Here is a 25,747-nt window from a genome sequence, read left to right as displayed (position 1 = left end):
CTTCTGCGTGTGCTCAGACCACTTGGTGGAGCCAGCGGACCGGGGCGCCCTCGCCCGCGTAGCGGAAGGGTTCGAGCTCGTCGTCCCAGGGTTTGCCGAGCAGTTTGGCGATCTCCGCCTCCAGGTCCGTCTCGCCGTGCGCGGACCGGGCGAGGGCGGCGCGCAGCCGGTCCTCGGGGATCAGGATGTCGCCGTGCATGCCGGTGACGGCGTGGAAGATGCCCAGGTGCGGGGTGGAGCTGTAGCGCTCGCCCTCGGCGGTCGGACAGGGTTCCGCGGTCACTTCGAAGCGGAGCAGGTGCCAGCCGCGCAGCGCGGAGGCGAGTTTCGAGGCGGTGCCCGCCTCGGCCTGCCAGGAGAACTCGGCTCTCCAGGTGCCCGGGGAGGCGGGCTGACGGATCCAGTCGAGGTTCACCCGCACCCCGAGCACCCCCGCAACAGCCCATTCCACGTGCGGGCAGAGCGCGCGCGGTGCGGAGTGCACGTACAGGACTCCACGTGTCGTCACCGGGACCTCCAGTGTGGGACGAGGTCGGGAATAAACTCCAGAAAACGGACAGTATGTGACGTGATGTAATGTAACGGAAATTATTTGACATTGCGTTGCGGGACTTGCGGCCGAAACGCCACGGGAAAAAGCTACCGTGCGCCGGGGGTCATGGTGTGACGTACGGTCGCTCCGAGGCCCGTAAAACACAGAGCATTCACTCAGCAGGACGCCCCCGAATGACGCGGGGACGACGAGGAGGGACCTTCCGCATGCGCACCACCGCCCCACGCCGCCGCGCGCGTCGGACTTCCGCGGGCGCGGGTGCGGGCGCGGCGGCGGCCCTGCTCCTCGTGGCGGCGGGTGCGCTGACCGGGTGTTCGGCGGACGCGGCGAAGACCGGGGGCGAGCTCGGGGCGCAGGCGGCCCCGCGGTGGAACACCGCGCCGGCCTCGGTCGCCGCCGTGGGCGACTCCATCACGGCCGGTTTCGACGCCTGTTCGGTGCTGGCCGACTGTCCGGAGGCCTCCTGGGCCACGGGTGACGACCCGGAGGTGCGTTCGCTGGCCGCCCGGCTGCTCGGCGAGGCCGAGGCGCCCGCGCGCAGCTGGAACTACGCGGTGACCGGCTCCCGGATGGCGGACCTGCCGGCGCAGCTCGCGTCGGCGGCCGCGCACAAGCCGGGCCTGGTCACGGTCATGGTGGGCTCGAACGACGCCTGCCGGCCCTCGGCTTCGTCGATGACCCCGGTGGCCGCCTTCCGCTCCGACTTCGAGAAGGCGCTGGCCGGCCTGCGGGCGGCCTCGCCGGCCTCGCAGGTGTACGTCTCCAGCGTCCCGGACCTCCAGCGGCTGTGGCAGCAGGGCAAGGACGACCCGATGGTGCGCCAGGTGTGGAAGCTGGGCATCTGTCAGTCGATGCTCGCCGATCCGATGTCGGCGGCCGCCGGTGCGACGGCCCGGCGGGAGCAGGTGCGGGCGCGCGTGGTCGAGTACAACGAGGCGCTGCGCGAGGTCTGCGCGAAGGACCAGCTGTGCCGCTACGACGGCGGAGCGGTGTTCCAGTACCCCTTCTCGGCGGAGCAGTTGAGCCGCTGGGACTGGTTCCATCCGGGCAAGGACGGGCAGGCGCGGCTCGCGGAACTGGCGCACCGACAGGTGACCTCCGCCGAGCCTCCGCGTTGACGCGGGAGATGGATCGGACCGGGGGCGGGTGTCAGGGCCCGCCCCCGGTCCAGCTTGTTCGAACCACCACGACGTGCGATCAGTACGGGTGATTTCCGGCCATTACAGGTCGAGTGCCGCCGTCAGTCGCGTGTCGCCGTGCGAGCGGCTCGCGCGGACCTCGTAGGCGCCGCCGATCCGCTGCCAGGAGCGGGAGGGCTGGTCCCAGATCTCGAAGGCGCGCTCCGGCAGGGGGATCTCCACGTCGACGCTCTCGCCGGGGCCGGCGGTCACGCTCGCGAAGCCCGCCAGCCAGCTCGCCGGGCGCTCGACGCTGTCCGCGACGGGCGCCAGGTAGACCTGTACGGTCTCGCGGCCCGGCCGGGTGCCGGTGTTGGTGACGCGGACCTTGGCCTGCGCGGGGGTGACCTCCAGCGACTCGTAGGCCCAGTCCGTGTAGCCGAGGCCGTGCCCGAAGGGGAAGGCCGGGGCGATCCCGTGCTTCTCGTAGGCCCGGTAGCCGATGAAGAGCCCTTCGGTGTACTCCAGGCGCCCCTCGGTGGGGGTGACTTCGGTGACGGGCGCGTCGGCGAACTCGGCGGGCCAGGTGGTGGGCAGCCGCCCGCCCGGCTCGGCCTCGCCGAGGAGCACGTCGGCCAGTGCGGCCCCGCCCTCCTGCCCGGGGAACCAGGTCAGCAGGACGGCGGCGACCTCGTCGCGCCACGGGAGTTCCACCGGGGAGCCCGCGTTGACGACGACCACGGTGTTCGGGTTGACGGCGGCGACGGCGCGCACCAGGTCGTTCTGGCGGCCCGGGAGGGTGAGGTCCTTGCGGTCGAAGCCCTCGGACTCCACCCGCTCGGTGGTGGCGACGACCACGACGGCGGTGTCGGCGGAGCGCGCGGCCTCCACGGCTTCGGCGATGAGCTCGTCGGCGGAGCGCTGCGGGCCGAGGTGGAGGAAGGAGAACATGATCGCCTTGAGCGGCAGGGTCGTCATGTCGGGCACCTGGTAGGTCAGCGAGACCTCGACGGCTTCGCCCTCGGTGAGCGTGAGGCGGGTCCGCACCTGGGGAGCGCCGAAGAACGCCTCGAAGGGGTCGGCCTCGTCACCCATCGGCTGGACCCCGTCCCAGCGGGCCTCACCGCCGACGGCGAGGGTGAAGGCGCCGAGTCCGCGGGTGCCGAAGGCGTGCTCGCCGCTTTCGCGCGGCACGAACGTACCGGTGACCTCGATGCTCGCCATCGTCTCGTACGTGACGCCTTCGGGCAGGTCGTCGCCGATCCACTGGACCTGGCCGGTGGGCAGCGAGCCGGTGCCGAGGACCGCGCCGGAGGCGTCCCGGCAGACCGCGCGGAGCTCGAAGCCCTTGTCCGCGGGGGTCAGTTCGTCACTGGGGTCGGCGCCGACGGTGAAGGTCAGCGCCCCGTCGGGCAGTGCCTCGGTGAGTCCGTCCAGCGGGGAGACGATCCGCTCCGGGAAGACGGTGGCGCTGCCGCCGCCGAGGACGCGGGCGTCACGGGCGGCGGCGCCGCTGAGGGCGACGGTGCGGCCGGGGGCGGTGTCGAGCGGGAGCACGCGCTCCTCGCCGTTCGCAGCCCCGCCGGCGACGGCCTCGTTGCGTACGAGGACGAAGCCGCGGGCAGCCAGCTCGCGGGCCAGCGCCTGGCCGTCGACGGGGGCCGGGACCTCGCGGACCGCGGCGGGGGCGCCCTCCAGGATGCCGACGCGGGCGGCGAGGCGCAGGACGTTGCGGACGGCGTCGTCGACGGCGGACTCGGGGACGTCGCCGGCGCGGACGGCCTCGGCGAGCGGAGCTCCGTAGACGGTGACGGGACCGGGCATGGCCACGTCCATGCCGCCGAGGATGTCGCCGGTGGTGGAGCGGGCGGCCATCCAGTCGGAGACGTTGTAGCCGTCGAAGCCCCATTCGCCGCGCAGGACCTCGTTGACGAGGTACCGGTGCTCGGTCATGGTCGTGCCGTTGACCCGGTTGTAGGCGGTCATGATGCCCCACGGGTGGGCGTTGGCGACGATGGCCTCGAAGGGGGCCAGGTACAGCTCGCGCAGCGGGCGCGGGGCGATGACGCTGTCGACGGTGAACCGCTCGGTCTCGGCGTCGTTGCCGACGAAGTGCTTGACGGTGGTGCCGACGCCGCCGTCCTGGACGCCGTTCACGTAGCCGCTGCCGATGGCGCCGGTCAGGAACGGGTCCTCGGAGTAGCCCTCGAAGTGCCGGCCGCCGAGCGGGGAGCGGTGCAGGTTGACGGTGGGCGCGAGGAGCACGTGGACGCCCTTGCGGCGGGCCTCCTGGGCGAGGAGGCGGCCGGCCCGGCGGGCGAGTGCGGGGTCCCACGCGGCGGCGAGCGCGGTCGGGGAGGGCAGGGCGATCGACGGGTCGTCGGCGGTCCAGCGCACGCCGCGCACGCCGATGGGGCCGTCGGACATGACCAGGGACTTCAGCCCGATCTCGGGGACGGCGGGCAGGGACCACATGTCCTGGCCGGCCAGGAGCCGGGCCTTGGTGTCGAGGTCCAGCTTGCCCAGGGCCGTTTCCACGGCGTCGTTGCGGACCTGATCGGCATCGGTCACGGCCATGCCTCCTCGTTGAGTGCGGGTGCGCGGTGCGGTGCGGTGCGGTGCGGTGCGGTGACGCCATGGTGGACCCAATACCTGTAGATCGGTAGGGTTCGTAATCTGTTCGTAATCTATGGATGCCGTACGGTCCTGCTGGCAGGTGTGGAACGGAAGGGGTGGCGGGGCGATGGTCAGGGCCAGAAGTGAGGAACGGCGCGGGGAGATCGTCCGCGCGGCCGTCGAGGTGATCGCCGAGCGCGGCTACCGGGGCGCGGCCCTGGCCACGGTCGCCGAGCGCGTGGGCCTGACGCAGCAGGGACTGCTGCACTACTTCCCGACCAAGGAGGCGCTCCTGGTCGCGGTCCTGGAGGAGCGCGACCGCTGGGACACCGGCGGCGGCACCCGCGCGCTGGCCGACGCCTGGCGCCCGGACCTGCTGGCCTCGCTGGTGGAGTACAACGCCATGCGACCCGGCATCGTGCAGACCTTCTCGGCACTTCTCGGCGAGAGCGTCACCGACGGCCATCCGGCGCGGGAGTTCTTCGCCGAGCGGTACGCGCAGGTGCGCTCCGCGATGGCGGCGGTCCTGCGCGCGGAGTTCGGGGAGCGGCTCCCCTCGGGCCTCACCCCCGAGCAGGCGGCCCCGCTGCTGGCCGCCGTGATGGACGGGCTCCAGTACCAGTGGCTGCTGGCCCCGGAAGCCGTGGACATGCCCGGCATCTTCCGCGCCTTCCTGGACCTGGTCCAGGGGCCCCGCGGCTGACCGCGGGGCTGACGGCCGGGCTGGCATGCTGGGCCGGGTGAAGATCGCTGCCGCGCAGTTGAGCTGCGCCCCCGCCGACGTGTCCGCCAACGCCGTACGGGCGGCCGGACTCGCCGTGCGGGCCCGGGAGGAGGGCGCCGGGCTGGTGGTGTTCCCCGAGTTCACCCTGACCGGCTACGAGCTGGCCGCGCTCGCCGCCGACCCCGGTCTGTGGCTGGCCGACGCCGAGGACCCGCGGCTGGACCCCGTCCGCTCCACCGGGATCGCCACCGCCGTCAACGTCGCACTGCGCGTGGACGGCCCCCGGCCCGTCATCGCGACCCTGGTCCACGACGCGGACGGCGCGCACGTGACCACGTACGCCAAGCGGCACCTCTTCCAGCAGGAGCGGGAGGTCTTCGCCGCGGGGACGGCCCCGGGCCGCTTCGAGCTCGGCGGGATCCGCTTCTCCCTGGGGATCTGCTTCGACAACCACTTCGCGGACGTGCCCGGCGCGGGCGCCGCGGCCGGCTGCCGGGTCCACCTGGCGAGCTCGCTCTACGGCACGGGCGACGGCATCGCCGAGCGGGCGGCGGTCCATCCGGGCATCGCCCGGGACTTCGGGATGTACGTGGCCCTCGCCAACCACGTCGGACCCGCCGGGCCGTGGACGGGCTGCGGGGGCGCGGCCGTATGGGCGCCGGGCGGGACCCTGCTGGCCGAGGCGGACGCACACACGCCGTCGGTCGCCGTGGCGGAGGTACCGGCGCGGGCCCCGGCCTGACGGAGCGTCGGAGGACGCGCCCGCCGGGACCGGGGCCGGGGCCGGGAAATCAGCCGGCCTGGGTCACCCGTGAGTGGCGCCGGGCTTCGACGCCGGGCTCCGGACGGGCGCCGGACAGCGCCTCCGTGCCCTGCGGCCCGTCGGTTCCGGGCAGCGGGTCGGCCGGCGTGCGCACGGGGGTCGTGTCGGCCACGCGGTCCCGCATCAGTCCCGGCACCACGAGGGCGAACGCCGCCACCGTGTAGAAGCCGGTCCAGAACACCCAGCCGCCCGGCGGGGCCCAGTGCGCGGCGTACGGGATCACGGGGCCGCTGATTCCGACGGCGAAGCGCCGCAGGGTCCAGTAGAACGCCGCCGCGTTGGCCAGCGCGAGCAGGGGCAGGGAGTAGCCGACCAGCCTGCGCAGCGGGAAGCCCTTCTCCGGCATCCGGCGCGCGATGATCAGCACCGCCATCAGCGGCAGGCCGACGGCGAACGGCAGCAGGTAGCGGCCCTGCCAGACCAGGCCGATCTTCGACGCCTGCGAGGTCTGCCCGACCACCGGCACGATCACGATGGCGATCACCATGGCGATCAGTGCCAGTGCTTCGCGCTTGCGGCCGTACATCAGCCCCAGCACGGTGATCACCGCGATCACGCCGAGCCAGACGTACCAGGTGACGACCGGCGCCGGGGTGTCCAGCCAGCCGAAGTAGCCGAGCATCTGCTGGATGTACATCTCGGTGGCCCCGAGGGTGCGGCGGGCCGCCTCCGTCGTGGTGAGGTACTTGGGGATCTTTATGACGGAGTTGTCGGGGTGCGTGGCCGCCCACGCGAGCGCGCCGACCGTGGCGAGGCCGAGCAGCCCCGTCCAGAGCCACATCGCCTTGCGGCGGAGCACCGAGCGCAGCACGCCGCTCTCGGCCAGCAGCAGGCCGAAGCAGACCGCGCCCGCGAACCAGATCAGACCGAGCGGCCGGATGTTGATCAGTACCAGGCCGCCGACGCCGACCCTGGCGAGCCTGCGGTTCAGCAGCCGCGGATCGGGCGACATGAGGATCGACAGCAGGCCCGTCCACACCAGGATCCCGGCGGCGATCTCACCGCCGCTGGGGTTGACCATGCCGGCCATGAACAGCGCCATGGGCGTCGCCGCCGTGAAGACGCCGAGCAGGGCGAGCGAGCGCCCGCGCCGCCACTCGGACGCCGTCACCACGGCGCTGGCCAGCAGCAGGGAGCAGAACAGCGCCGACATCAGGCGCATGAGGTAGAGCCCCTTGGCGCCCTCCACGAGCAGGCTGGGCCAGCCGGTCAGCATGTAGTACGCCGGGTGGTAGCGGCCGGCGGCGGTGGGGACCTCGACGATGGTGCCGGAGTCGCTGAGCACGGGCGCGCAGGACGCGGGGGTGCCCGCGCGCCAGGCGTAGCACTCGTGGTGCTTCGGGAGTTCCGAGTACCACTCCGGGAGCTGCACGCCGGTCTCGGCGAAGTCGCCCTTGATGCCCGCGACCATGTGCGGAACCATCACCTCGGAGCCGTTGATCTGCCCGCGGGCGACGGCCGCCGCCCGGATGAAGTGGGCGTGCTCGTCGGGAGACGCGCCGAGCGGTGTGGCCGCGGACCAGCCGGCCGCGATGGTGAAGAAGAGGACGAAGCTGACGGCCCAGAGCCTCTTGGGGGTCCGGGCCGACCAGTCGGCCAGCCGCGTCAATGCGGAGATCATGTCGTCCTCGTGATCATCGGATGTATGTCAGCCAAGTCTGATCGCCGTCCTTGGAGCACTTGTGCTCGGGGGCGAATTGGGGGCACTTCCCGTTCAACTGCCGAATCGTGTGCGATACGTACGGCAGGATCCGGTAGGTCCCGTCCTGGGCCGGCATGTACCGGTCGGCCATCGAGGACGACACCGTTCCGAGCAGGAGCAGCAGGGCGCACAGGGTTCCGATGACGGCCCCCTCCCGGCCCGGCAAGCCCCGGCCCCGTACGGCCGCGCCCTCGCCATTGTCCAATGTGCGTCGTTCTGCCAGCCGCTGCGACACCAGGTGGGCGACGAGCGCGGCCAAGATCAACCCGCAGTAGAGGAGCTGGTTGTTGGTGCGGGTGTAGAGCTGGACGGTCTGCGTCTCGTACATGTGCGAGGCGATGTACATCCGCATCAGCCAGGCGGAGAGGAACATCGCGGTGATCGTGACCACCATCGGCTTGCGCAGTCCCAGCCAGATCGCGATGCCGAGACAGACGAAGGTCACGAGGGCGAAGAGGCCGACCCCGCCGAACTCGCCCGGCGGCGGCCAGTCGCCGACCTTGCCCGGCATGTCCGTGCGCCACATCAGGTAGTAGGCCGGGTCGGTGAAGGTGTCGAAGCGGAAGTTGAAGTCCTTGGTCTCCTGGCCCTCGGTCAGCATGACGACCAGGTACTGCCCGGCCACCGCCATGAAGGCCGCCAGGGTGGCGCCCAGGAACGCGGCGCCCTTGGCCCGGCCGGTCTTCCACGGGAAGTACAGGGCGGCCGCGAAGAACACGCCGGCCGCGCTCCACAGGAACCAGCCGGAGTACGTGAGGAAGAGCACACCGATCAGCGCGCCGAAACCGGCGGCCTTGAGCAGCAGCGGCCGCCAGTTCTCGGTGCCGCTGCGGCGCAGCGCCACCACCAGGGCCACCAGGACCGGTACCAGCACCACCAGGACCGTCTGGGCGTACGGCTTGTACGCGTCGATCAGCGCGAAGGCCGGTACGACGCCGAAGGCCAGCGCCCGGAGCGGGCTCAGCAGCAGCCGCCAGGCGAAGTAGACGAACGGCCCGAAGAAGGCGGCTCCGAGGATCTGGAGGTCCTTGAAGGCGTAGGCGGTGTTGCCGCCGTGGAACCACTCGGCGTAGTACCCGAGGGTGTAGAGCGGTGCGGGCGGGTAGACCGGGGAGCCCGACGGCTGCCCGTTGGCGACCGCGTGGGCCCACTCGACGATCCGGCCGCTGTCCCCGTTGAGGCCGAACATCGGCCACGGCGTGCCGTGGAGCGCGACCACCGCTCCCGCCGCGACGAACCCGCTGGCCAGACCCGCGAGGGCGGCCGCGGAGATCCGGGTGGCCAGGTTGAAGTGGCGGCCACCGCGCAGCCGCATCGCGAGCACGACCGCGGCGATGAACACCAGACCGAACAGGGCGAACCGGAACTGGATCGCGGCCAGGCCGCTGACCTGCGCGATGCGGTCCAGGGGGTCGAGCTGGAAGCCCACGGCCATCAGCGGGAGCGCGAGCGCGCCGGCGAAGGCGACGACCGCTTCCAGGAGCAACAGGGCGCCCCGGGAGCGCAGCACTCCACGCGCGGGACCCGAAACGGGCCGGGCGCGCGTGGCAGGTCCACTCGCGGGACCCGAGCGCACAGGCTCCAGCCCCTCGGTACTGACTGTCACGTGAAAGATGTCCCTACTGCTGGTCGGTGCACGGCGACTGCCTGGTCGGTGCACAGCGCTGTGGCCGGTCGTCTCTCAGCAAGGCACTGCCCGGCTCGGACCCCGACGACCGGTGCTCCGGACAAGGACGCGGGCTCTGGGACGGTGGGGGACAGCTTTGAATCTTGCCGCCGGTCATCCTATCGGGTTGGCTCAGGAGCACCGCGGACTCCGGGTCGTGCTCCACGCCCCCGGGCGGGGTCGCGTACGGGAGTGCGCGGCTGCCGGAATCCGGGCCCTCACCGGAGGGCGGGCCCGCTCGCCAGGGTCTGGACGGCGTCGGGGAGCAGGTGCTTCGAGCCCCACGCGCCGAGGGCCTCCAGGGCCTCGTTCAGCTCGTGGCCGAGCGGGGTCAGCGAGTACTCCACGCGCGGCGGGACCTCCTCGTAGACCTCGCGGTGGACGATGCCGTCCGTCTCCAGCTCGCGCAGCTGGGCCGCGAGCACCTTCTCCGAGACCCCCGGGACCAGGCGGCGCAGTTCACCGAAGCGGCGCGGGCACTGTTCCAGCTCCCACAGGACCGACACCTTCCATTTGCCGTCGATCACGGACATCGCCGCGGCGATCCCGCAGTGATCCGCGCCCGGCCTCTGTGCAGATGCCATCACGCACCCCTCCCCACCTGTTCGCTCACCTCGGGGTAACCACCCACTCCGAAGTGCGTACTTGAGCACCTGACGGCCCTCCACCAGGCTAAACGGCATGACCGACACCAGCACCAAGACTCCGCTCACCCTCCTCGGACTCGGCTCGATGGGCACCGCCCTCGCCCGCACCTGGCTCGCCGCCGGGCACCCCCTCACCGTCTGGAACCGCACCCCCGCCAAGGCCGAGGCCCTCGCGGCCGAAGGCGCCGTCGTCGCCGCGAGCCCCGCCGCGGCGGTGGCGGCGAACGGCTTGGTCGTGCTCTGCCTGCTGGACCACGAGAGCGTCGGTTCGGCCCTGGAGGGCCTGGACCTCACCGGTAAGGACCTGGTCGACCTGACCACCGGCACGCCCGCCGACGCCCGCGCCCGGGCAGCGTGGGCCCAGGAGCGCGGGGCCCGGTTCCTCGACGGCGGGATCATGGCCACCCCGTCGATGATCGGCGTCCCCGCCGCCGGCGGGTACGTCTTCTACAGCGGCTCCCCCGACCTGTTCGAGGAGCACCGGAGCGCGCTGGAGGTCCCGGCCGGCGCCCGCTTCGTCGGCCCCGACCCCGGCCACGCGGCCCTGCACGACGTGGCCCTGCTGAGCGCGATGACCGGGCTCTTCGCCGGGATCTCGCACGCCTACGCGCTGATCGAGGGCGAGGACATCTCGCCCAAGGACCTGGCTCCGCTGCTGACCGAGTGGCTGGGGGCGATGGGCTTCTTCGCGGGCGCCGCCGCCGAGCGGCTGGTCTCGGGGGACTTCACCACGGGCGTCGAATCGAACCTGGCCATGCAGGTCACGGCGAGCGCCACCTATCTGCGGACCGCCGCGGAGCAGGGGGTCAGCCCCGAGCTGATCAGTCCGTACCTGGACCTGATGCGGGAACGCCTGGCGGCGGATCCGGCGGCCCACGCCGGCGAGGACACCGCCGGGGCGATCACCCTGCTCAGGCGCTGAACTGCTTGCCCTGGCCGTGGCCCTGGCTGCGGTCCTGTCCCGGTGCCTGAGCCTGACCCGGGCCGTGGCCCTGACCCGGCCCATGCCCCTGGCCCTGGCCCTGGCCCTGACCCGGGCCCGGGCCCTGACCCTGGCTGCGGTCCTGTCCCGGCGCCTGCGCCTGCCCCTGCTCCGCGTCCTCGCCCATCAGGTCGCGGACCATGAGCGTCGCCCCGGCCACCGCGCCCGGCATCAGGAACACGGCGACGAGCGGCACCAGGAAGGCCAGCACGAGCGGCACTCCGAAGCCGAGCGCCAGCATCCGCCGCCCGCGCAGCAGCGCGAGCTGCTCGGTGAGCTGCACCCGGCGGCGCATCAGGGCGACGGAGGTCAGCTCCCGGGCGAGGAAGAAGCCGGAGACGCAGAAGCCGAGGACCGGGACGACGGTCTGCCCGATCACCGGCACGAAGCCCAGCGCGAAGAGCAGGATCCCGAAGAGCAGCACCCGGCCCAGGATCCGCAGGCTGTCCCGGGCGGAGATCCACAGCTCCTGCGGGAGCGTGAGCCCCGACTCCGGGACCTCGCCGCCCTCGGTGCGGTCGACCTGCTCCGAGAGGGACTCGTAGAACGGCTCGCCCACGAGCAGGGTCACGGCCGTGAAGGTGATCACCGCGAGGAAGAGGCCGAGGGAGAAGACCAGGGCCGTCAGGAAACCGCGGAAGAGGCCGAGCCACGGGGAGGACCAGCCGTCGGCGAAGGGGGTCGCCCAGGCGGTCAGGTCGTCGGCGCCGTAGCCGAGTCCGACGAGGGCGCCGGCGTACAGCACCAGGGCGACGAGCCCGGGCAGCAGCCCGAAGCCCAGCCACCGTCCGTGGCGCAGTACCCATCGCTGTCCGGCCAGCAGATAGCCGAATCCCCCCGCAAGATCACGCATGGATCCAGTCTAGGGCGGGCGCTCGGGCGGGGGGACGCCGGGCATGACGAAGGCCGCACCCCGGTGCCTGGGTGCGGCCTTCGACGGACGAACCGGTTGAGCGGGTCGCGGATCAGACCGCGAGCTCGACCGTGATGTTGCCGCGGGTCGCCTTGGAGTACGGGCAGACCTGGTGGGCCTTCTCGATGAGGTCCTTGGCGGTGGCGGCGTCCACGTTCGGGATGGAGGCCGAGATCTTGACGATGATGCCGAAGCCGTCGTCGTTCTTGCCGATGCCGACCTCGGCGGTCACGGTGGAGCCGGTGATGTCGGCGCTCTCGTTGCGGGCGACGACGCCGAGCGCACCCTGGAAGCAGGCGCTGTAGCCGGCGGCGAACAGCTGCTCGGGGTTGGTGCCCTCGCCGCTGCCACCGAGCTCCTTCGGCGGGTTCACGACGACCTCGAGGCGACCGTCGTTGGTGACGACGCGACCGTCACGGCCGTTCTCGGCGGTGGCAACAGCGGTGTACGCGACGTCGGACTGCTGGATCGACATGTAAGGAAATCCTCCTGGTAAATCGCCGGGACTCGCGCCCACGCGTCACGGCGGTGTGCAGTGAGCCTAACCGGTGAAAGAAACGATCATCTTTCCGGTGTTGTCACCGCGCAGCATTCCGAGGAAGGCGTCGGTGGCGTTCTCCACTCCGCGCACGACCGTCTCGTCGGCGACGAGCTGCCCGGAACGCAGCCAGCCGGCGACGTCCTGGACGAACTGCGGCTGCAGTCCCGCGTGGTCTCCGACCAGCACGCCCTGCAGGCGCAGGCGCTTGCCGATGACGAGGGCGAGGTTGCGCGGGCCGGGCGCGGGCTCGGTGGCGTTGTACTGGGCGATCGCCCCGCACAGGGTGGCCCGGCCGTGGACCTTCAGGGAGGAGATGGCGGCCTCCAGGTGGTCCCCGCCGACGTTGTCGAAGTAGACGTCGATGCCCTCGGGCGCGGCCTCCTTCAGCTGCTCGGCGACGGGGCCGCTCTTGTAGTTGAAGGCGGCGTCGAAACCGTACTTCTCCGTGAGGAGCGTCACCTTCTCGTCGGAGCCCGCGGAGCCGATCACCCGGGAAGCGCCCTTGATCTTCGCGAACTGGCCGACGAGGCTGCCGACCGCGCCGGCGGCGCCGGAGACGAAGACGGAGTCGCCCTCCTTGAAGGAGGCGACCTCGAAGAGCCCGGCGTAGGCGGTCAGGCCCGGCATGCCGAGGACGCCGAGGTAGGCGGAGAGGGGGGCGAGCGAGGCGTCCACCGGGGTGGCGTGCTTGGCGTCCACGTCCGCGTACTCGCGCCAGCCCAGGCCGTGCAGCACGTGGTCGCCGACCGCGAAGCGCTCGTCGGCCGAGGCCACGACCTCACCGACGGCGCCGCCGTCCATGGGCTTGTCGAGCTGGAAGGGCGGGACGTACGACTTCACGTCGTTCATCCGGCCGCGCATGTACGGGTCCACGGACATGTGGAGGTTGCGCACCAGAATCCGGCCGGCGGCGGGCTCGGCGTCGACCGGCACCTCGCGCAGGGCGAAGTCCTCGGCTACGGGCCAGCCCTGGGGGCGACGGACGAGGTGCCACTCACGGCTGACGGCGGGGATCTCGGACATGCGTCACTCCTGGATGGGGGAAGAAGTGCAAAATGCTTCAGGACGTGAAACAACCATGCGCCTGGATATTTCATGTTGTCAAGTAAATGGGTACGCTGGATCCATGCCCAGCCGTCGCGCAGACCCCCTGACCCTCGAAGTCGTCGAGCTCATCGGCGACGTCGTGACCCGCTACCACCAGGAGTACGAGCACGCGGCCTCCAGCCACCAGCTCACCGGCGCCCAGGCCCGCGTCCTGAACCTGCTCTCCCTGGAGCCGATGCCGATGCGCAAGATCGCGCAGAAGCTGCGGTGCGAGCCGTCGAACATCACCGGCATCGTGGACCGCCTGGAGACCCGCGGCCTGGTCGAGCGCCGCCCCGACCCGGCCGACCGCCGGGTGAAGCTGGCCGCGCCCACCGAGGACGGCCTCCAGACGGCCGACCGGCTGCGCGAGTCGCTGGACTTCGCCCGCGAGCCCCTGGCCGGTCTCTCCACGGCCGAGCGCGCGGTCCTGCGGGACCTGCTCAGGCGGATGCTGGGCTGAGCTCCCCGCTCACCAGCACAGCGGGTTCCACCAGTCGTCACAGTCCGGGGTGGGCTCCGGGGTGGGCTCCGGGGTGGGGGTCGGGGTGGGCGTCGGGGTCGGCTTCTTGCCGGGCTTCCCCTTGGGCCCCTTCGAGCTCGTGCTCTCGCTGGGGGTCGCGGAGCCGCCGCCGGAACTCGATGCGGTCGGAGCCTTGGACGTGGGATTCCGGGAAGCGCTCCGCGACGGGCCCGCCCCGGAGGCGGAGCCCGACGACCCGGCCGTGGAGCCCTCGGTACTCCGGCCGGCGCCGCCCTGCTTCGCACCCCCGGCCGTGCCCTTCACGGAGCCGGCGGCCGTCCCCGAGGGCACCGCCGGATCGCCCGTCAGGCCCGGGAGCGGCGCCGGCTCGGCCGGACCCGCGTCGTCGGTCAGCACCACCGTCGCCGCCCGGTCGGTGCGCCCCCCGTCGGCCGTCAGCCGGGCCAGGCCCAGGGCGCCTCCGGCGGCGAGCATCAGCCCGAGCCCCACGGTGAGCGCGGTCCGGCGGCGCCGGCGGTGCCCGGCGCGGCGGCCGGCGGCTCGGCGCTGACCGCGGCCCTGCCCCTGTTCCCCGGACAGCACGACGAGGGAGTCGGCGTACACGTCGGCGAGCGCGGCCGGGTCGCTTCCGAACCCCGCGGTGGAGCGGGGGGCGGGCGCGGCGGGCACGGCGGATGTCAGGTGTTCTGCCGGGGTCCCGCATCCGGCGCACGCCAGCGCGCCGTTGAGGTACCTGCGGCAGGCGATGCAATAGTCCATGGCGACCCGCAGGCTACGCGTTCGATCACAACGGCCGTATACCGGGATCGTGAGGATCTTGTGTGGAAGGGTGTGTGCCCATGACGAGGACACCGGGGACACCACCCCTCGCCCCGGGCCCCCTCGGCCCCGCCGGCTTCCAACTGGTACTGCTGCGCCGGATGGCGGACTTCCAGCCGGGACTCGCGGAGGAGGCCCGCCGACGGCTCGGCGCCTCCCTCGCCGAACAGCGGGAGGCCAACAAGCGCTGGCAGTCCATGGTGCGCTCGCCGCGGTCCCGGGGCGCCCTGGCCCGCTACCGCTCGGTGCTCGGCCCGCCCGAGGCCGTTTCCTCCCGCACGATCGGCGACCTGACGTGCGAGGCCCTGCTGTGGCCGGTGCCGCTCTGGCCCGGCCTGCGCTTCGAGGTGCTCGCCGCGCCGGACGGGGCCGTCTGGAACGAGTGGCTGGTCCGGGCCCCGGGCGCGCCCGGTCCCGTACTGGAGTCGCCCGAGGATCTGCTGCCCTGGTCGGCGACGGTCGACGAGGTGGCGCGGGCCTTCGCCCCCGTGCGCCCGATGGAGGGCACCGCGCCGACGCGGTGGCGGCTGGCGTTCACCGCGTCGGGGCGGGCCTGCGTCGCGGAGTTCACGTACGGACTGCTCCAGGAAGTGTCCGTAGAGACGGCCTGAGAGACGGTCTAGGAGCGCAGGAAGGCCCGTACGCCCGCCGAGGTGGGGTCGTCCCAGAGCAGGTCGTTGTGCCCCAGGCAGCCGACCGGGGTGTTCGTCGCACCGGTGAGCGGGACGCTGTCGTCGGGGTTGACGACCTCGTCGCAGTGGGACCCGAAGGTGGCGTACCGCACCGCGCCGGGCGTCTCGTCACCGGAGTTCAGGTTCTTCACCACGTAGGAGCCGGGTGTCATGTCCCGGCAGGCCTGGTCCCACAGGGCGCAGGCCCAGGCGGTGGAGGTGCCGCGGTTGGGGCCGGCGAGGGAGACCCAGTGGCCGACGTACGGCCCGCCGCCGCCGAACTTCACGTACCAGCGGGTGACCAGCGAGCCGAAGGAGTGGGCGACCAGGTCCACCCGGGCGGCGCCGGTCTGCCGGCGCACCTCGTCGACGTAGGCGGCGAGGCGTCCGGAGAGGACCTCGTTGACCGACTGGTGGGTGTCGTAGCCGAAGGAGAAGAGCTCGGAGTCGGCGTACCCGTCCGCGCGCAGGTCTTCGCGCAGGGAGCCCCAGACTCCGGGGTCGGCGTTGTAGCCGTGCACGAAGACCACGGGATCGCGCGCGATCGCCGGGCCGGAGGTCCCGGTCCGGGCGGGACCGGCCGCCGCGCCGGGAGCGGCGCCCGAAGGCGGGCCGGAGGCCTGGGCCGGGAGCGCGGGCGCCGCGAGCAGCGCCAGGCAGAGCGTCAGCAGCGCGAGCAGTCTCTGGCGGACCGTCAGCATCGAGTCCCCTTTACCTTGTTACGCACGAGTAGCACGATCGGTGCGGGCATGGTCGCGCCTGGCGTCGCAGAATTCCACCCCCGTGCAGCACTCACTGGCACCCCTCGCGCCCCTCCCGTATCCCACGACACCCCCCACCCGGAGCATCAAATCGGGCAATACGAGTAATTCACCCGAGAAGATACGAAGTGTGACCGGCACTCGCCGGTCTTCTTGCGTCAGCGCTCTCGGGAGGATCTGCCGTGACCGTCAGTCTTGAGCAGTTGCGCCGCTGCCACGTGGCCGTCGACCTCGGAGCGGCCAGGACCCGCGTCTACGTCAAGGGCCTCGGCCTGGTCGTGGACGAGCCCAGTGTCGCCGCCGTGAACACGCGGACCGGCGCACTCATCGCCGTCGGCACCTTCGCCGAGCGGATGACCGGCCGCACGCCCGACTACATCCGGGTCGTCCGCCCGGTTTCCGGCGGCACCGTCGTGGACATCGAGATGGCCCAGCGCATGCTGCGCCACCTCCTCGGCGAGAAGCTGCGGCGCGCCCTGCGCCGCAAGCCCCGGCTGCGGGCCGCCGCCTGCACCCCGCACGACGCCGACCCGCTCGCCCAGCGCGCGGCGGTGGAGACGATGGTCGGGCTCGGAGCCCGGCGCGTCGAACTCGTCGACACCCTGATCGCGGCGGCCGTCGGCTGCGGACTGCCCGTGGAACAGCCGACCGCGACCATGATCATGGTGTGCGGGGCCGCCGCCACCCAGGTCGCCGTCCTCTCCCTCGGCTCGATCGTCACCGCCGAGCGGATCCCGGTCGGCGGTGAGGCCATCGACCACGCCGTGGTCCAGCACCTGCGCCACGCGCACGAGCTGATGCTGCCCAGCCAGGCCGTCCGCCCGCTCCAACTGGCCCTGCACGGCAACGGCATCACGGCCGAGGGCCCGGCCTCCACTCTCATCCACGGCCGCGACGTATCCACCGGACTGGCCCGCTCCGTGAACGTGGACACCGCGGCCGTCCGCGACGCCATCTACACCCCGCTGACCGCCGTGCTCGACGGCATCGGCAAGGTGCTGCGCGACTGCCCGCCGGACCTGGTGGCGGACCTGACGGACCGAGGGATCATGATGGTGGGCGGCAGCGCCCTGCTGCCGGGCCTGGACCAGATGCTCCGCGACGCGACCGGGATGCCCGTGGCCATCGCCGAACGCCCCGACGTCTGCGCGGTACTGGGCCTGGGCATGATGATCGAAGGGAAGATCTCCCCCATGGTTCTGAACCCCCTGGCCGAATGACGCACGGCGAGTCGTCCCCGGCGGCCCCCGGGGACGGGAGGGACCTGGCCGCCCGCCAGGTCGCCAGCCTGCCCGTCCTCTTGGAGGCGGTCCTCAACGTCGGATCCGAACTCGAACTGCGGACCACCCTCCAGCACATCGTGGACTCGGCCACCGAGCTGTGTGCGGCACGGTACGGAGCGCTCGGGATCGTCGACCCCGAGCGCGTCCGGCTGACCGGGCTGTTCACCTCCGGCATGACCGAGTCGGAGAAGACCGCGATCGGCCGGCTGCCGGACGGCCGTTCCGGACTGCTCGGCGCCCTGATCACCGATCCGCGCCCGCTGATGCTGGCGGACCTGAACCAGGACCCGCGCGCGGCGGGGTTCCCGCCGGGCCACCCGCCGATGAAGGGCTTCCTCGGCGTCCCGATCCGGGTCCACACCGAGGTCTTCGGCAACCTCTACCTCACCGACAAGCAGGGCGGCGGTCCGTTCACGGACGAGGACCTCGCGCTGCTGCGCGTCCTGGCCTCACAGGCGGGGATAGCGATCGGCAACGCCCGGCTGTACGAAACCGTGCGCCGCCGGGAGCGCTGGATCGAGGGCGCCGCCGCCGTGACCACCACCCTGCTGGCGGGCCGGCCGGCGGCGGACGCGCTGATGTGCGTGGCCGAACGGGCCCGGCTGCTGGCCGACGCCGCCGCCGGCGTCGTCCTCCAGCCGACCCCCGAGGGCGGCATGGAGATCGTGGCCGCCTCGACGCACGGGGACCCCGGGGACCTGGTGGGCACGGCCATCGCGCCGGGCTCCGCCGTCCTGGAGCAGCTCCTGGGCGGCGAGCCGGTGTTCATCGAGGACTCGGCGACGGACCCCCGGATGACCACCCACGTACGGGAGCGCTTCGGCCCCAGCATGATGCTGCCCCTCCAGAGCGGCGGCCAGCTCATCGGGACGCTCGCCCTGCCACGGGTCCGCGGCGGCCCCGCGTACGACGCCGTCGACCGGCTGCTGGCCTCGCAGTTCGCCTCCCAGGCCGCCCTGGCCCTGGTCCTGGCGGACGCACAGCACGACCGCGAGCAGCTGGCCGTCTACGAGGACCGGGACCGCATCGCCCGCGACCTCCACGACCTCGTGGTCCAGCGGCTGTTCGCGACGGAGATGATGCTGGAGAGCACCCGGCGGCGCTCCGACAAGGCACCCGCCGGCGACACCGTCGGCGAGGAGCTGGGCCGGGCCGTGGACGAGCTCGACTCCACCATCCAGGAGGTCCGCACGGCCATCTTCGCCCTCCAGCAGCCGCCGACGGACGCCCCTACCACGTTCCGCGGCCGGGTCCTGCGGGAGACCGGCGGAGCCGCGGTCCTGCTGGGCTTCCAGCCGTCGGTGCACTTCGCCGGCACGGTGGACGCGCTCCTGCCGGATCCGGTCGCGGGGGACCTCCTCGCCGCCCTGCGCGGCGCACTGGCCGCGGCACACCGCCGCGCGGAGGTCACCTCCATCGACGTCGAAGTCGACGCGGTCCCCGCCCGGGTCCGCCTCACCGTCTCCGACGACGGCCTCACGGACTCCGGCACCCGGGGCACGACCCTGACCTGGGAAGCCCCGCTCTGACCCCGACGGCCCCCGGGTTCCGCCCGGACCCGGTCCTCGAACGCCGGACGGGCTGGGTTTCCGGCTCCGCCGGGAAAATTCAGCCTCGTCGGCGTGTGAGGCGCGGGGTCTGGACGGAGCCCCAGGGAGCGGGCGAAGGGCGGGTAGGGGAATTCGCCCCGCAGGGCCGAACCCCCCGCACCGCGCGAGCGGCGCACCAGGCCGCGGCCGTACGCTGACCGCGTGACGACCCGCCCCTCGGCCCGCGCCGCCATCGCCTCCGCCACCGACCCCGGCAGCTTCACCGAACTCCCCGCCCCGCCGGGGGACTCCGCCCCCGACGGCCCCCTCGGCTGGGCCGGCTACGACGAGTCCCGCGCCCGCGCCGCCCGGCGGACCGGCGAGGACGAGTCCGTCGTCACCGGCACCGCCCGCATCGGCGGCCGTGAAGCCACCGTGATCTCCTTCGAGTTCGGCTTCCTCGGCGGGTCCCTGGGCCACCGCACCGGCGACCGCCTGGAGGCGGCCTACACCCACGCCCGCACCCGCCGCCTCCCCCTGGTCTCCCTCATCGCCACGGGCGGCTCACGCATGCAGGAGGGCATGCCGGCACTGACCCAACTGCAGCGCGTGGCCCGCCAGTCCGCCCTCACCCGCGCCGCCGGTCTCCCCCAGCTCGCCGTGCTGCGCGACCCCACCACCGGCGGCGGCTGGGCCACCCTGGGAGCGGGGGCCGACGTGATCCTCGCGCTGCCCGGGGCGCAGGTCGGCTTCGCCGGGTCCCGGGTGCGGCCGCCGGACGCGGATCCGGCCGCCTACACCGCCGAGGGGCAGTACGCCGCCGGGCACGTGGACGCCGTCGTCCCCGCCGCGGAGCTCGCCGCGACCCTGGCGGCCTGGCTCCGGGTGCTCGCCGCTCCCCGCTCCGCCGAGCCCGTGGCACCCCCCGCCGCGCTGGCCGGCGTGGCGCTGCCGACCACCGGATGGGACGCCGTCCAGCAGGCCCGCGACCCCGGCCGGCCGCGCGCGGGGCGGTACCTGGACGCGTACTTCGAGCTCCGCCTCCCCCTCTCTGGCGACCGGGCGGGCGGCACCGACCCCGGGATGCTGTGCGGGTTCGGGCTCCACGAGGGCCGGGCCGTCGCCTACGCCGCCCAGTGCGGCACCGCCACCCGCCCGGCCGGGTACCGTACGGCGGCCCGCGTCGTCCGGCTCGCGGACCGGCTCGGGATCCCGGTGCTCACCCTCGTGGACACCCCCGGCGCGGCCAACGACGCCGCCGCCGAGCACGCGGGCGCGGGCGCGGCCATCGCCGACGCCTTCGCGGCGCTCGCCTCGGCCGGGGTGCCCGTCACCACCCTCCTCATCGGCGAGGGCGGCTCGGGCGGCGCGCTCGCCCTGGCCGCGCCGGGCAACACCTGGGTCACCCCGGACAGCTACTTCTCGGTGATCGCCCCCGAACTGGCGGCGGCCATCCTCAAACGCCCCCCGGAGTCCGCCCCGGCGACGGCGGACCAACTGCGCGTCCGCCCCCAGGACCTGGTGGCCCTGGGGGTCGCCCGCGGCATCGTCTCCCCCGCGAAGGAGACGGACTAGGCCGTCTCCTTCGGATCTTGCCGTCAGGCCCGGGCCGGCAGCTGCACGTCCATCCGGTAGAGCCGGGTGATCTCCTGCGGGAACTCGTTGTCGTCGCTGACCAGCAGCAGCCGCACCCGTCCGAGCCCGGCACGCCCGTCGTCGTCCGTGACCACCACGCCCTCGACGTTGTCGACCAGCGGGTGGTTCTGCGGCAGCTTCGACGGCGCGCCCAGCGTCGGGCAGCCGTCGAGGTCCCCGATCGGCGTCTTGCGCGCGGTCCGCAGCCCCTCGCCCTCCGACGGCGCGGTCAGGGCCGCCACCTTCGAGGTGTCCGTGGCGCCCAGCGGATCGGCGACGTACTACTGCGCGGGCGTATCGCGGCTGACATGTCAGGAACGTACAAGACCGGCCGGTGCGCACCCTGGCAGCCTGCCCGTATGACGACACCCGAGAGCACGCACGAGGACGGCCGCCCCGCGGCGGCCGTGGTCAACATCGCGGAGAAGCTGGCCGGTTTCACCGAGCAGTGGGCCCCGCACCGGATCGCCCGGGTCAACGACTACGAGGTCAAGATCGCCAAGGTCCAGGGCGAGTTCATCTGGCACACCCACGAGGACACCGACGAGCTCTTCCTCGTCGTCAGCGGCACCCTGACGATCCGGCTGCGCGCCGGGGACGTCGTACTGGACCCCGGGGAGATCTACGTGGTTCCGCGCGGGGTCGAGCACTGCCCGCAGGCCGACGGGGAGGCGGCGATCCTGATGTTCGAGCCCGTCGGCACCGCCAACACCGGCGGGGAGGTCAGCGACCGCACCCGCGAGCCGGTGGACGCGTAGGCCCGGCGCGCGGCCCCGCCCCGGGCTTCCCCTCAGGCCTGGGGCGACCGCGCGTCGTACCGGGCGAACCCCCGCCACCGCGCGGCCAGCAGCGCCAGTACGAGGACGCAGCCGAGCCCGCCGCCCGTGATCGCGACGGCCGGGGAGGTCAGTTCGGCGGTGGCCCCGGCGAGGAAGTCCCCGAGCCGGGGCCCGCCGGCGACGACCACGATGAAGACGCCCTGGAGGCGGCCCCGCATCTCGTCCGGTGTCGCGGCCTGGAGCATCGTGGTGCGGAACACCATCGAGATGCTGTCGGCGCACCCGGCCAGGGCGAGGAAGAGCAGCCCGAGCCAGAGGTTCCGGGTCAGCCCGAACACGGCGATGGCCAGCCCCCACCCGGCGACGGAGAGCAGGATCGCCACCCCGTGCCGGCGGATCCTCCCCTGCCAGCCGGAGAGCAGTCCCCCGAGCAGCGCCCCGACGGCGGGGGCGGCGACGAGCAGCCCGACCGTCTTGGCGTCGCCGCCGTACCAGAGCACGGCGATGGCCGGGAACAGCGCCTTCGGCTGGGCCAGGACCATGGCGGCCAGATCGGAGAAGAAGGTCATCCGGATGTTCGGCCGGGTCCCCAGGAAGCGCAGGCCGTCGAGCACGGAGGCCCGCCCGGTGGCGCCCGCCTTCCGCTCGGGCCTCATAGACGGCAGCCGCCACACCGCGTAGAGGGCGGCGCCGAAGGTGAGGGCGTCGATCAGGTACGCGGCCTGGTAGCCCCACCAGCCGACGATGAGCCCGCCCAGCGCCGGGCCGGCCGTCATCCCGAAGGTCATGACCACGGAGTTCAGCGCGTTGGCGGCGGGGAGTTGCTCGGCGGGCAGCAGCCGCGGGATCATCGCGGACCGGGCGGGCCCGTTGAGCGCCCCGCAGACGGACTGGAGCGCGACGACGGAGTACAGCAGCCACACCCGGTGGTAGTCCATGAGCGCGGCGCCGGCCAGGGCCAAGGACAGGGCGGTCAGGCCGAGCGCGCTGGCCAGTCCGAGCTTGCGGCGGTCGACGGTGTCGGCGACGGCACCGCCGTAGAGCCCGAAGACGACGAGCGGGACGAGGGAGCAGAGCCCGACCAGTCCGACGGAGAAGCTGGAGCCGGTGATCTCGTAGACCTGGAGCGAGATGGCCAGGGCCGTCATCGCCTGTCCCAGCCAGGACACGATCCCGCCGGTCCACAGGCGCCGGAAGTCCGGGGAGGTCCGCAGCGGGGTGAGGTCGGCCCATATGCGGGGCCGGGGGCGGGTGGACGGGGTCGGTGCGGTCGTACGGGTCACAACGGATGATAAGCCGCCCCTGCTCGGAGACCGGTCGACGCCCGGTCGGTGGCCGGTCGCGCGGGCTCCGCCTTTCCGCACGCGCACCATTCACCCCACCCTGAACCCGGGCCCCGCGGCGGAGCCTTCTTGCTGCTAACCCGCCACTATCACCGGACATTTGACCGAATAGACGTGCGCTCCCCGCCTGAAGTTCAGCTCATGATGAAAAGACTCGTATGTCCAGGGAGGCGCAGTGATCGAACCTGGCACCAGCACCACGAGCACCGGAACCACGAGCACGGGAACCACGAAGACAGAGGCACCGCGCGCGAGCGATCCGGTCTTCCCCCTCACCCTGGGCGTCGAGGAGGAATTCCTCCTCGTCGACGCCCGCACCCTGCGGGTGGTCCCGGCCGCCCCGCTCGTCCTGTCCACCGCCGCGGGGCTCCCCCACGAACTGCACCCCGAGGGCACCCGCTACCAGGTGGAGATCTCCACCCCCGTCGCCGACTCGGCCGCGATCCTGCGCAGCGAACTCGGCGGCCTGCGGCGCACCCTCGCGCGGGCCGCCCGCGCACACGGCTGCCGGCTGCTGGCCGCGCCCTCGCCGGTGCTCGCCGTGGAGGGCCCGCTCCACCTGACCGACGACGAGCCGCGCCAGCGCGAGCAGGCCCGGCGCTTCGGCGCGCTCACCGACACCCTCGTCAGCTGCGGCCGGCACATCCACATCGGCACCCTCGACGTGGACACGGCGGTGGCCGTCTCCAACCGGGTCCGGCCCTGGCTGCCCACGCTGATCGCACTGGCGGCCAACTCACCCTTCTGGGGCGGCCGCGACACCGGCCACGCCAGTTGGCGGGCGATGGCCTGGGCGGGCTGGCCGTCGGCGGGCCTGCCCCCGCACTTCACCTCGACGGCCCACTTCCGGCGCTCCGTGCAGACCCTGCTCGGCTCAGGGGCGGCCCTCGACACCAAGATGGTCTACTGGGACCTCCGGCCCTCGGGAAACTGGCCGACGCTCGAACTCCGGGCCCCCGACATGTCCCCGGACATCGACTCGGCCATCCTCCAGGCCGAACTGGCCCGCGCCCTCGTCGCGACGGCCCTGCGCGAGATCGCCGAGCAGCGGCCCGACCCGCCGGTACGGGACGACGTACTGCGCCTCGCGCGCTGGCGGGCGGCCCACGACGGCCTGGAGGGCTTCGGGCTGGACCCGTACACGGGCGTCGAACTCCCGGCGGCGGACCTGGCGGAGGCCCTGCTCGACCTGGTGGCCCCCGAACTGGCCGCGTCCGGCGACCTCGACCACGCGGCGAGAACCATGGCCGGCCTCCTGCGCGACGGGTCGGGCGCCCACCGCCAGCGCACGGCCTTCGCCCGCCGCGGTGACCTGAGGGACGTCCTGCGCCACCTGGCGGACGAGACGGAGGCCTCCTGACCGACGGAGGCCTCCTGACCCCGGCCGGCATCCGCCGAACCTCACTGAGACCCTGCCCCAGGAAACGTCGAAGCCGCAGGCGAAATCGTTTCTTCACCTGCGGCTCGCAGTGGGGCGGGGAGGACTCGAGCCTCTTCAGGCCCGCACACAAGGTCTCCAGATGAGGTCTGCCCTGTGCCCGGGAAAGCGACCTGCGCCGTATGCGCCGGGGGGCGCGGCCAGGGCGGCGGCTAGCCTGCCGAGGTAGGTGTTTCCCGAGTGCTGGAGGACGTCACGAGTGACCGTCTGGTGCGTACGGTTGAGGTGCCCGTGGGCGAAGGCGGCGACGAGTTCGTCCGGGTGCAGATCCACGAAGTGGACGACAGTCTCACCAGGGTGGGACGAGGCGACCGTCCCGTCGTGAGGGCCCGGCAGTCACTCGACGCGATGCTTGACACCGTACGTCCCGTGGCGGACAGCTTCGTGGGCAGGTTCCGGGAGCTGGCTCACGCGCCGGACGAGATAACACGGCGACGGTGGCCAATTTCTCCGTCACTTTGACCTGGAACCGCAGTGACGCACCTGGGGCAGCTGAGGACAATCCGCACAACCATCAGGCTCAGCAAGGTCGACGCGGCGGGGGCGAGCAGCATGGCGGGGGAAGTCCGAACAGGGTCCCGGAGTCCCGACGCGGCACTGGCGGAGGTGACCGCCCGCGTCAGGGGAAACGATGGGAACGTGGGGGGGCGCGGGCTTCCTCCTGGCTCCGGATCTGGTACTGACCTGTGCTCACGTGGTGTCGGACGCTGCTGGGCGGCCCCGGGAGGAGGACCTCACCGGGGCCTCGGTCACGGTTGACCTTCCGCTTGACGAGCGCCGTGCCGGCCGCGAAGGGCCACAGCAGTGGCCGGCGGTGGTCGAGAGCTGGGTGCCCATACGCACGGGCCGCGCGGGTGACATCGCCCTGCTGCGGCCTGCCGAGCCGGTCAGCGGGGTGGAGCTGCTGCCCATGGCCGATCCCGGAGGCATCCTGGAACACGGGGCGCTCGCGGTGGGTTTCACGGGCGGCGAGCCCGGTGAGACCTGGTTCCGGGGCCGGTTCACCGGAGGTACGAGCGAGGGCTGGCTCCAGCTGTCCCGGGTCGCGGTCCGGGACGGGGCCGCCCCGCGTGGGCGGACGAGGACCGGGTGCCCGCAGGTCAGAAGGTTTCTTCTGACCTGCCGTGGTGGGGCGGGTGGGACTCGAACCCACGGCCGACGGATTATGAGTCCGCTGCTCTAACCGGCTGAGCTACCGCCCCTTCACGGCGTGGCGCGTACATGTGTGCGCGCCGTCTGCCGCAGCATAGCCGCTCATACGATCTCCTGCCTCGGATGCCTCGCATGATCGGTTTCGGCTGCCCAGAGAGACCGCGCCGGGCCCTGCCCGGTTGCGCGCGGAGGGTAGAAAAAAAGAAAAAGGACCCACACGGGGTCCTCGTTCCTTCTTGCTCCCCCGACTGGACTCGAACCAGTAACCTGCCGATTAACAGTCGGCTGCTCTGCCAATTGAGCTACAGGGGACCGCGCTCCCCCGACTGGACTCGAACCAGTAACCTGCCGATTAACAGTCGGCTGCTCTGCCAATTGAGCTACAGGGGATTGCTGCGTTGCACCGAACAGCCCACCTCCGGCCTTGGCCAGGGGGCGAGCGCCCGTTGTGAGTCATAGATTAGCGCAAGCAGGGGGGTGCT

General features: G+C 72.7%; 23 protein-coding genes, 3 tRNA genes and 2 pseudogenes. 13 read left to right on the top strand and 15 right to left on the bottom strand.

What is annotated here, in order from left to right; genetic code table 11:
* Nucleotides 1–13 precede the first annotated feature (13 nt).
* Complete coding sequence (locus AC6CKD_RS13985) at nt 14–508, bottom strand: DUF3145 domain-containing protein (protein WP_243329390.1); 495 nt, start codon at nt 506–508, stop codon at nt 14–16.
* A 251-nt stretch (nt 509–759) separates the two neighbouring features.
* On the opposite strand from AC6CKD_RS13985, the gene AC6CKD_RS13980 reads away from it, so the two are divergent.
* Nucleotides 760–1,671 (top strand): SGNH/GDSL hydrolase family protein, encoded by a 912-nt coding sequence (locus AC6CKD_RS13980; RefSeq protein WP_498327510.1) that lies wholly within the window; start codon nt 760–762, stop codon nt 1,669–1,671.
* A gap of 102 nt (nt 1,672–1,773) precedes the next feature.
* Here the strand turns inward: AC6CKD_RS13980 and AC6CKD_RS13975 are convergent, their stop codons facing one another.
* Nucleotides 1,774–4,248: a beta-glucosidase family protein gene (locus AC6CKD_RS13975; protein WP_498327509.1), complete on the bottom strand. Its 2,475-nt coding sequence runs from the start codon at nt 4,246–4,248 to the stop codon at nt 1,774–1,776.
* A 166-nt stretch (nt 4,249–4,414) separates the two neighbouring features.
* Between AC6CKD_RS13975 and AC6CKD_RS13970 the strand changes: the two genes are divergently transcribed.
* Together AC6CKD_RS13970 and AC6CKD_RS13965 are read left to right on the top strand one after the other, a co-directional pair.
* Nucleotides 4,415–4,990 carry a TetR/AcrR family transcriptional regulator gene (locus AC6CKD_RS13970; protein ID WP_498327508.1) on the top strand — a complete coding sequence of 192 codons (576 nt, stop codon included), beginning with the start codon at nt 4,415–4,417 and terminating at the stop codon, nt 4,988–4,990.
* 37 nt (nt 4,991–5,027) lie between these two features.
* On the top strand, nt 5,028–5,753 hold the full coding sequence (locus AC6CKD_RS13965) for a carbon-nitrogen hydrolase family protein (RefSeq protein WP_498327507.1): 726 nt from the start codon (nt 5,028–5,030) through the stop codon (nt 5,751–5,753).
* 49 nt (nt 5,754–5,802) lie between these two features.
* Here the strand turns inward: AC6CKD_RS13965 and AC6CKD_RS13960 are convergent, their stop codons facing one another.
* The 3 genes from AC6CKD_RS13960 to AC6CKD_RS13950 form a co-directional block, all read right to left on the bottom strand.
* Nucleotides 5,803–7,455 carry a DUF2142 domain-containing protein gene (locus AC6CKD_RS13960; RefSeq protein WP_498327506.1) on the bottom strand — a complete coding sequence of 551 codons (1,653 nt, stop codon included), beginning with the start codon at nt 7,453–7,455 and terminating at the stop codon, nt 5,803–5,805.
* Between the two features lie 13 nt (nt 7,456–7,468).
* The gene (locus tag AC6CKD_RS13955) at nt 7,469–9,046 is read right to left on the bottom strand and encodes a hypothetical protein (protein WP_498327504.1); all 1,578 of its coding nucleotides are present in this window, start codon (nt 9,044–9,046) and stop codon (nt 7,469–7,471) included.
* Between the two features lie 374 nt (nt 9,047–9,420).
* On the bottom strand, nt 9,421–9,786 hold the full coding sequence (locus AC6CKD_RS13950; RefSeq protein ID WP_498327502.1) for a winged helix-turn-helix transcriptional regulator: 366 nt from the start codon (nt 9,784–9,786) through the stop codon (nt 9,421–9,423).
* A 97-nt stretch (nt 9,787–9,883) separates the two neighbouring features.
* Between AC6CKD_RS13950 and AC6CKD_RS13945 the strand changes: the two genes are divergently transcribed.
* The gene (locus AC6CKD_RS13945) at nt 9,884–10,771 is read left to right on the top strand and encodes an NAD(P)-dependent oxidoreductase (RefSeq protein ID WP_498327501.1); all 888 of its coding nucleotides are present in this window, start codon (nt 9,884–9,886) and stop codon (nt 10,769–10,771) included.
* Here the strand turns inward: AC6CKD_RS13945 and AC6CKD_RS13940 are convergent.
* The 3 genes from AC6CKD_RS13940 to AC6CKD_RS13930 form a co-directional block, all read right to left on the bottom strand.
* Entirely contained in the window at nt 10,761–11,684 is a 924-nt protein-coding gene (locus AC6CKD_RS13940; RefSeq protein ID WP_498327500.1) for an EI24 domain-containing protein, read from the bottom strand. The two genes, AC6CKD_RS13945 and AC6CKD_RS13940, sit on opposite strands and share 11 nt — an antisense overlap.
* A gap of 112 nt (nt 11,685–11,796) precedes the next feature.
* On the bottom strand, nt 11,797–12,219 hold the full coding sequence (locus AC6CKD_RS13935) for an organic hydroperoxide resistance protein (protein WP_498327498.1): 423 nt from the start codon (nt 12,217–12,219) through the stop codon (nt 11,797–11,799).
* Between the two features lie 66 nt (nt 12,220–12,285).
* Nucleotides 12,286–13,308, bottom strand: coding sequence for an NADP-dependent oxidoreductase (locus AC6CKD_RS13930; protein WP_498327496.1), 1,023 nt, complete (start codon nt 13,306–13,308; stop codon nt 12,286–12,288).
* Nucleotides 13,309–13,411: 103 nt separating this feature from the next.
* Here AC6CKD_RS13930 and AC6CKD_RS13925 point away from each other — a divergent pair, with 103 nt between their 5' ends.
* Complete coding sequence (locus tag AC6CKD_RS13925) at nt 13,412–13,834, top strand: MarR family winged helix-turn-helix transcriptional regulator (protein ID WP_498327494.1); 423 nt, start codon at nt 13,412–13,414, stop codon at nt 13,832–13,834.
* A gap of 9 nt (nt 13,835–13,843) precedes the next feature.
* Here the strand turns inward: AC6CKD_RS13925 and AC6CKD_RS13920 are convergent, their stop codons facing one another.
* A complete protein-coding gene (locus tag AC6CKD_RS13920) occupies nt 13,844–14,614 on the bottom strand; it encodes an SCO2400 family protein (protein ID WP_498327493.1) in 771 nt (256 codons plus the stop codon).
* 80 nt (nt 14,615–14,694) lie between these two features.
* Here AC6CKD_RS13920 and AC6CKD_RS13915 point away from each other — a divergent pair, with 80 nt between their 5' ends.
* Nucleotides 14,695–15,285 (top strand): RNA-binding protein, encoded by a 591-nt coding sequence (locus tag AC6CKD_RS13915; protein ID WP_498327492.1) that lies wholly within the window; start codon nt 14,695–14,697, stop codon nt 15,283–15,285.
* Between the two features lie 8 nt (nt 15,286–15,293).
* On the opposite strand, the gene AC6CKD_RS13910 is transcribed toward AC6CKD_RS13915, so the two are convergent.
* Entirely contained in the window at nt 15,294–16,046 is a 753-nt protein-coding gene (locus AC6CKD_RS13910) for an esterase/lipase family protein (RefSeq protein WP_498327490.1), read from the bottom strand.
* Nucleotides 16,047–16,288: 242 nt separating this feature from the next.
* Between AC6CKD_RS13910 and AC6CKD_RS13905 the strand changes: the two genes are divergently transcribed.
* The 3 genes from AC6CKD_RS13905 to AC6CKD_RS13895 all read left to right on the top strand — a co-directional run bounded on the left by AC6CKD_RS13905 (nt 16,289) and on the right by AC6CKD_RS13895 (nt 20,493).
* A complete protein-coding gene (locus AC6CKD_RS13905; RefSeq protein WP_498327489.1) occupies nt 16,289–17,326 on the top strand; it encodes a rod shape-determining protein in 1,038 nt (345 codons plus the stop codon).
* Complete coding sequence (locus AC6CKD_RS13900; RefSeq protein WP_498327487.1) at nt 17,323–18,918, top strand: GAF domain-containing protein; 1,596 nt, start codon at nt 17,323–17,325, stop codon at nt 18,916–18,918. The genes AC6CKD_RS13905 and AC6CKD_RS13900 overlap by 4 nt, the downstream gene beginning before the upstream one ends.
* A gap of 222 nt (nt 18,919–19,140) precedes the next feature.
* Complete coding sequence (locus tag AC6CKD_RS13895; RefSeq protein ID WP_498327486.1) at nt 19,141–20,493, top strand: carboxyl transferase domain-containing protein; 1,353 nt, start codon at nt 19,141–19,143, stop codon at nt 20,491–20,493.
* Nucleotides 20,494–20,516: 23 nt separating this feature from the next.
* On the opposite strand, the pseudogene AC6CKD_RS13890 reads toward AC6CKD_RS13895, so the two are convergent.
* Nucleotides 20,517–20,822 (bottom strand): annotated as a pseudogene (locus tag AC6CKD_RS13890) (esterase-like activity of phytase family protein); the annotation flags it as partial.
* A gap of 90 nt (nt 20,823–20,912) precedes the next feature.
* Between AC6CKD_RS13890 and AC6CKD_RS13885 the strand changes: the two are divergent.
* Nucleotides 20,913–21,311, top strand: coding sequence for a cupin domain-containing protein (locus AC6CKD_RS13885; protein WP_498327484.1), 399 nt, complete (start codon nt 20,913–20,915; stop codon nt 21,309–21,311).
* A 32-nt stretch (nt 21,312–21,343) separates the two neighbouring features.
* Here AC6CKD_RS13885 and AC6CKD_RS13880 read toward each other — a convergent pair whose 3' ends face one another.
* Complete coding sequence (locus tag AC6CKD_RS13880) at nt 21,344–22,615, bottom strand: MFS transporter (protein ID WP_498327482.1); 1,272 nt, start codon at nt 22,613–22,615, stop codon at nt 21,344–21,346.
* A 235-nt stretch (nt 22,616–22,850) separates the two neighbouring features.
* On the opposite strand from AC6CKD_RS13880, the gene AC6CKD_RS13875 reads away from it, so the two are divergent.
* From AC6CKD_RS13875 to AC6CKD_RS13865, 3 genes and pseudogenes are all read left to right on the top strand, one after another.
* A complete protein-coding gene (locus AC6CKD_RS13875; RefSeq protein ID WP_498327481.1) occupies nt 22,851–24,035 on the top strand; it encodes a carboxylate-amine ligase in 1,185 nt (394 codons plus the stop codon).
* 258 nt (nt 24,036–24,293) lie between these two features.
* Nucleotides 24,294–24,575 carry a CU044_2847 family protein gene (locus tag AC6CKD_RS13870; protein WP_498327479.1) on the top strand — a complete coding sequence of 94 codons (282 nt, stop codon included), beginning with the start codon at nt 24,294–24,296 and terminating at the stop codon, nt 24,573–24,575.
* Nucleotides 24,576–24,744: 169 nt separating this feature from the next.
* A pseudogene (locus AC6CKD_RS13865) lies at nt 24,745–25,119 on the top strand (trypsin-like peptidase domain-containing protein); the annotation flags it as partial.
* A 119-nt stretch (nt 25,120–25,238) separates the two neighbouring features.
* On the opposite strand, the gene AC6CKD_RS13860 reads toward AC6CKD_RS13865, so the two are convergent.
* From AC6CKD_RS13860 to AC6CKD_RS13850, 3 genes are all read right to left on the bottom strand, one after another.
* Nucleotides 25,239–25,315 (bottom strand) — tRNA-Ile (locus AC6CKD_RS13860).
* Between the two features lie 189 nt (nt 25,316–25,504).
* Nucleotides 25,505–25,577, bottom strand: a tRNA-Asn gene (locus AC6CKD_RS13855).
* Between the two features lie 5 nt (nt 25,578–25,582).
* Nucleotides 25,583–25,655: transfer RNA gene (locus AC6CKD_RS13850), tRNA-Asn, on the bottom strand.
* Nucleotides 25,656–25,747 lie beyond the last annotated feature (92 nt).

Source organism: Streptomyces sp. GQ60 (assembly GCF_059758875.1).
Note: the sequence above shows the minus strand (reverse complement) of the source record. Positions and strands in the feature narration are given on the sequence as shown.

Coding starts and splice junctions, on each gene's coding strand:
- AC6CKD_RS13980 (WP_498327510.1), top strand. CDS start 760: ATGCGCACCACCGCCCCACGCCGCCGCGCGCGTCGGACTTCCGCGGGC.
- AC6CKD_RS13975 (WP_498327509.1), bottom strand. CDS start 4,248: ATGGCCGTGACCGATGCCGATCAGGTCCGCAACGACGCCGTGGAAACG.
- AC6CKD_RS13970 (WP_498327508.1), top strand. CDS start 4,415: ATGGTCAGGGCCAGAAGTGAGGAACGGCGCGGGGAGATCGTCCGCGCG.
- AC6CKD_RS13960 (WP_498327506.1), bottom strand. CDS start 7,455: ATGATCTCCGCATTGACGCGGCTGGCCGACTGGTCGGCCCGGACCCCC.
- AC6CKD_RS13950 (WP_498327502.1), bottom strand. CDS start 9,786: ATGGCATCTGCACAGAGGCCGGGCGCGGATCACTGCGGGATCGCCGCG.
- AC6CKD_RS13945 (WP_498327501.1), top strand. CDS start 9,884: ATGACCGACACCAGCACCAAGACTCCGCTCACCCTCCTCGGACTCGGC.
- AC6CKD_RS13940 (WP_498327500.1), bottom strand. CDS start 11,684: ATGCGTGATCTTGCGGGGGGATTCGGCTATCTGCTGGCCGGACAGCGA.
- AC6CKD_RS13935 (WP_498327498.1), bottom strand. CDS start 12,219: ATGTCGATCCAGCAGTCCGACGTCGCGTACACCGCTGTTGCCACCGCC.
- AC6CKD_RS13930 (WP_498327496.1), bottom strand. CDS start 13,308: ATGTCCGAGATCCCCGCCGTCAGCCGTGAGTGGCACCTCGTCCGTCGC.
- AC6CKD_RS13925 (WP_498327494.1), top strand. CDS start 13,412: ATGCCCAGCCGTCGCGCAGACCCCCTGACCCTCGAAGTCGTCGAGCTC.
- AC6CKD_RS13920 (WP_498327493.1), bottom strand. CDS start 14,614: ATGGACTATTGCATCGCCTGCCGCAGGTACCTCAACGGCGCGCTGGCG.
- AC6CKD_RS13915 (WP_498327492.1), top strand. CDS start 14,695: ATGACGAGGACACCGGGGACACCACCCCTCGCCCCGGGCCCCCTCGGC.
- AC6CKD_RS13910 (WP_498327490.1), bottom strand. CDS start 16,046: ATGCTGACGGTCCGCCAGAGACTGCTCGCGCTGCTGACGCTCTGCCTG.
- AC6CKD_RS13900 (WP_498327487.1), top strand. CDS start 17,323: ATGACGCACGGCGAGTCGTCCCCGGCGGCCCCCGGGGACGGGAGGGAC.
- AC6CKD_RS13885 (WP_498327484.1), top strand. CDS start 20,913: ATGACGACACCCGAGAGCACGCACGAGGACGGCCGCCCCGCGGCGGCC.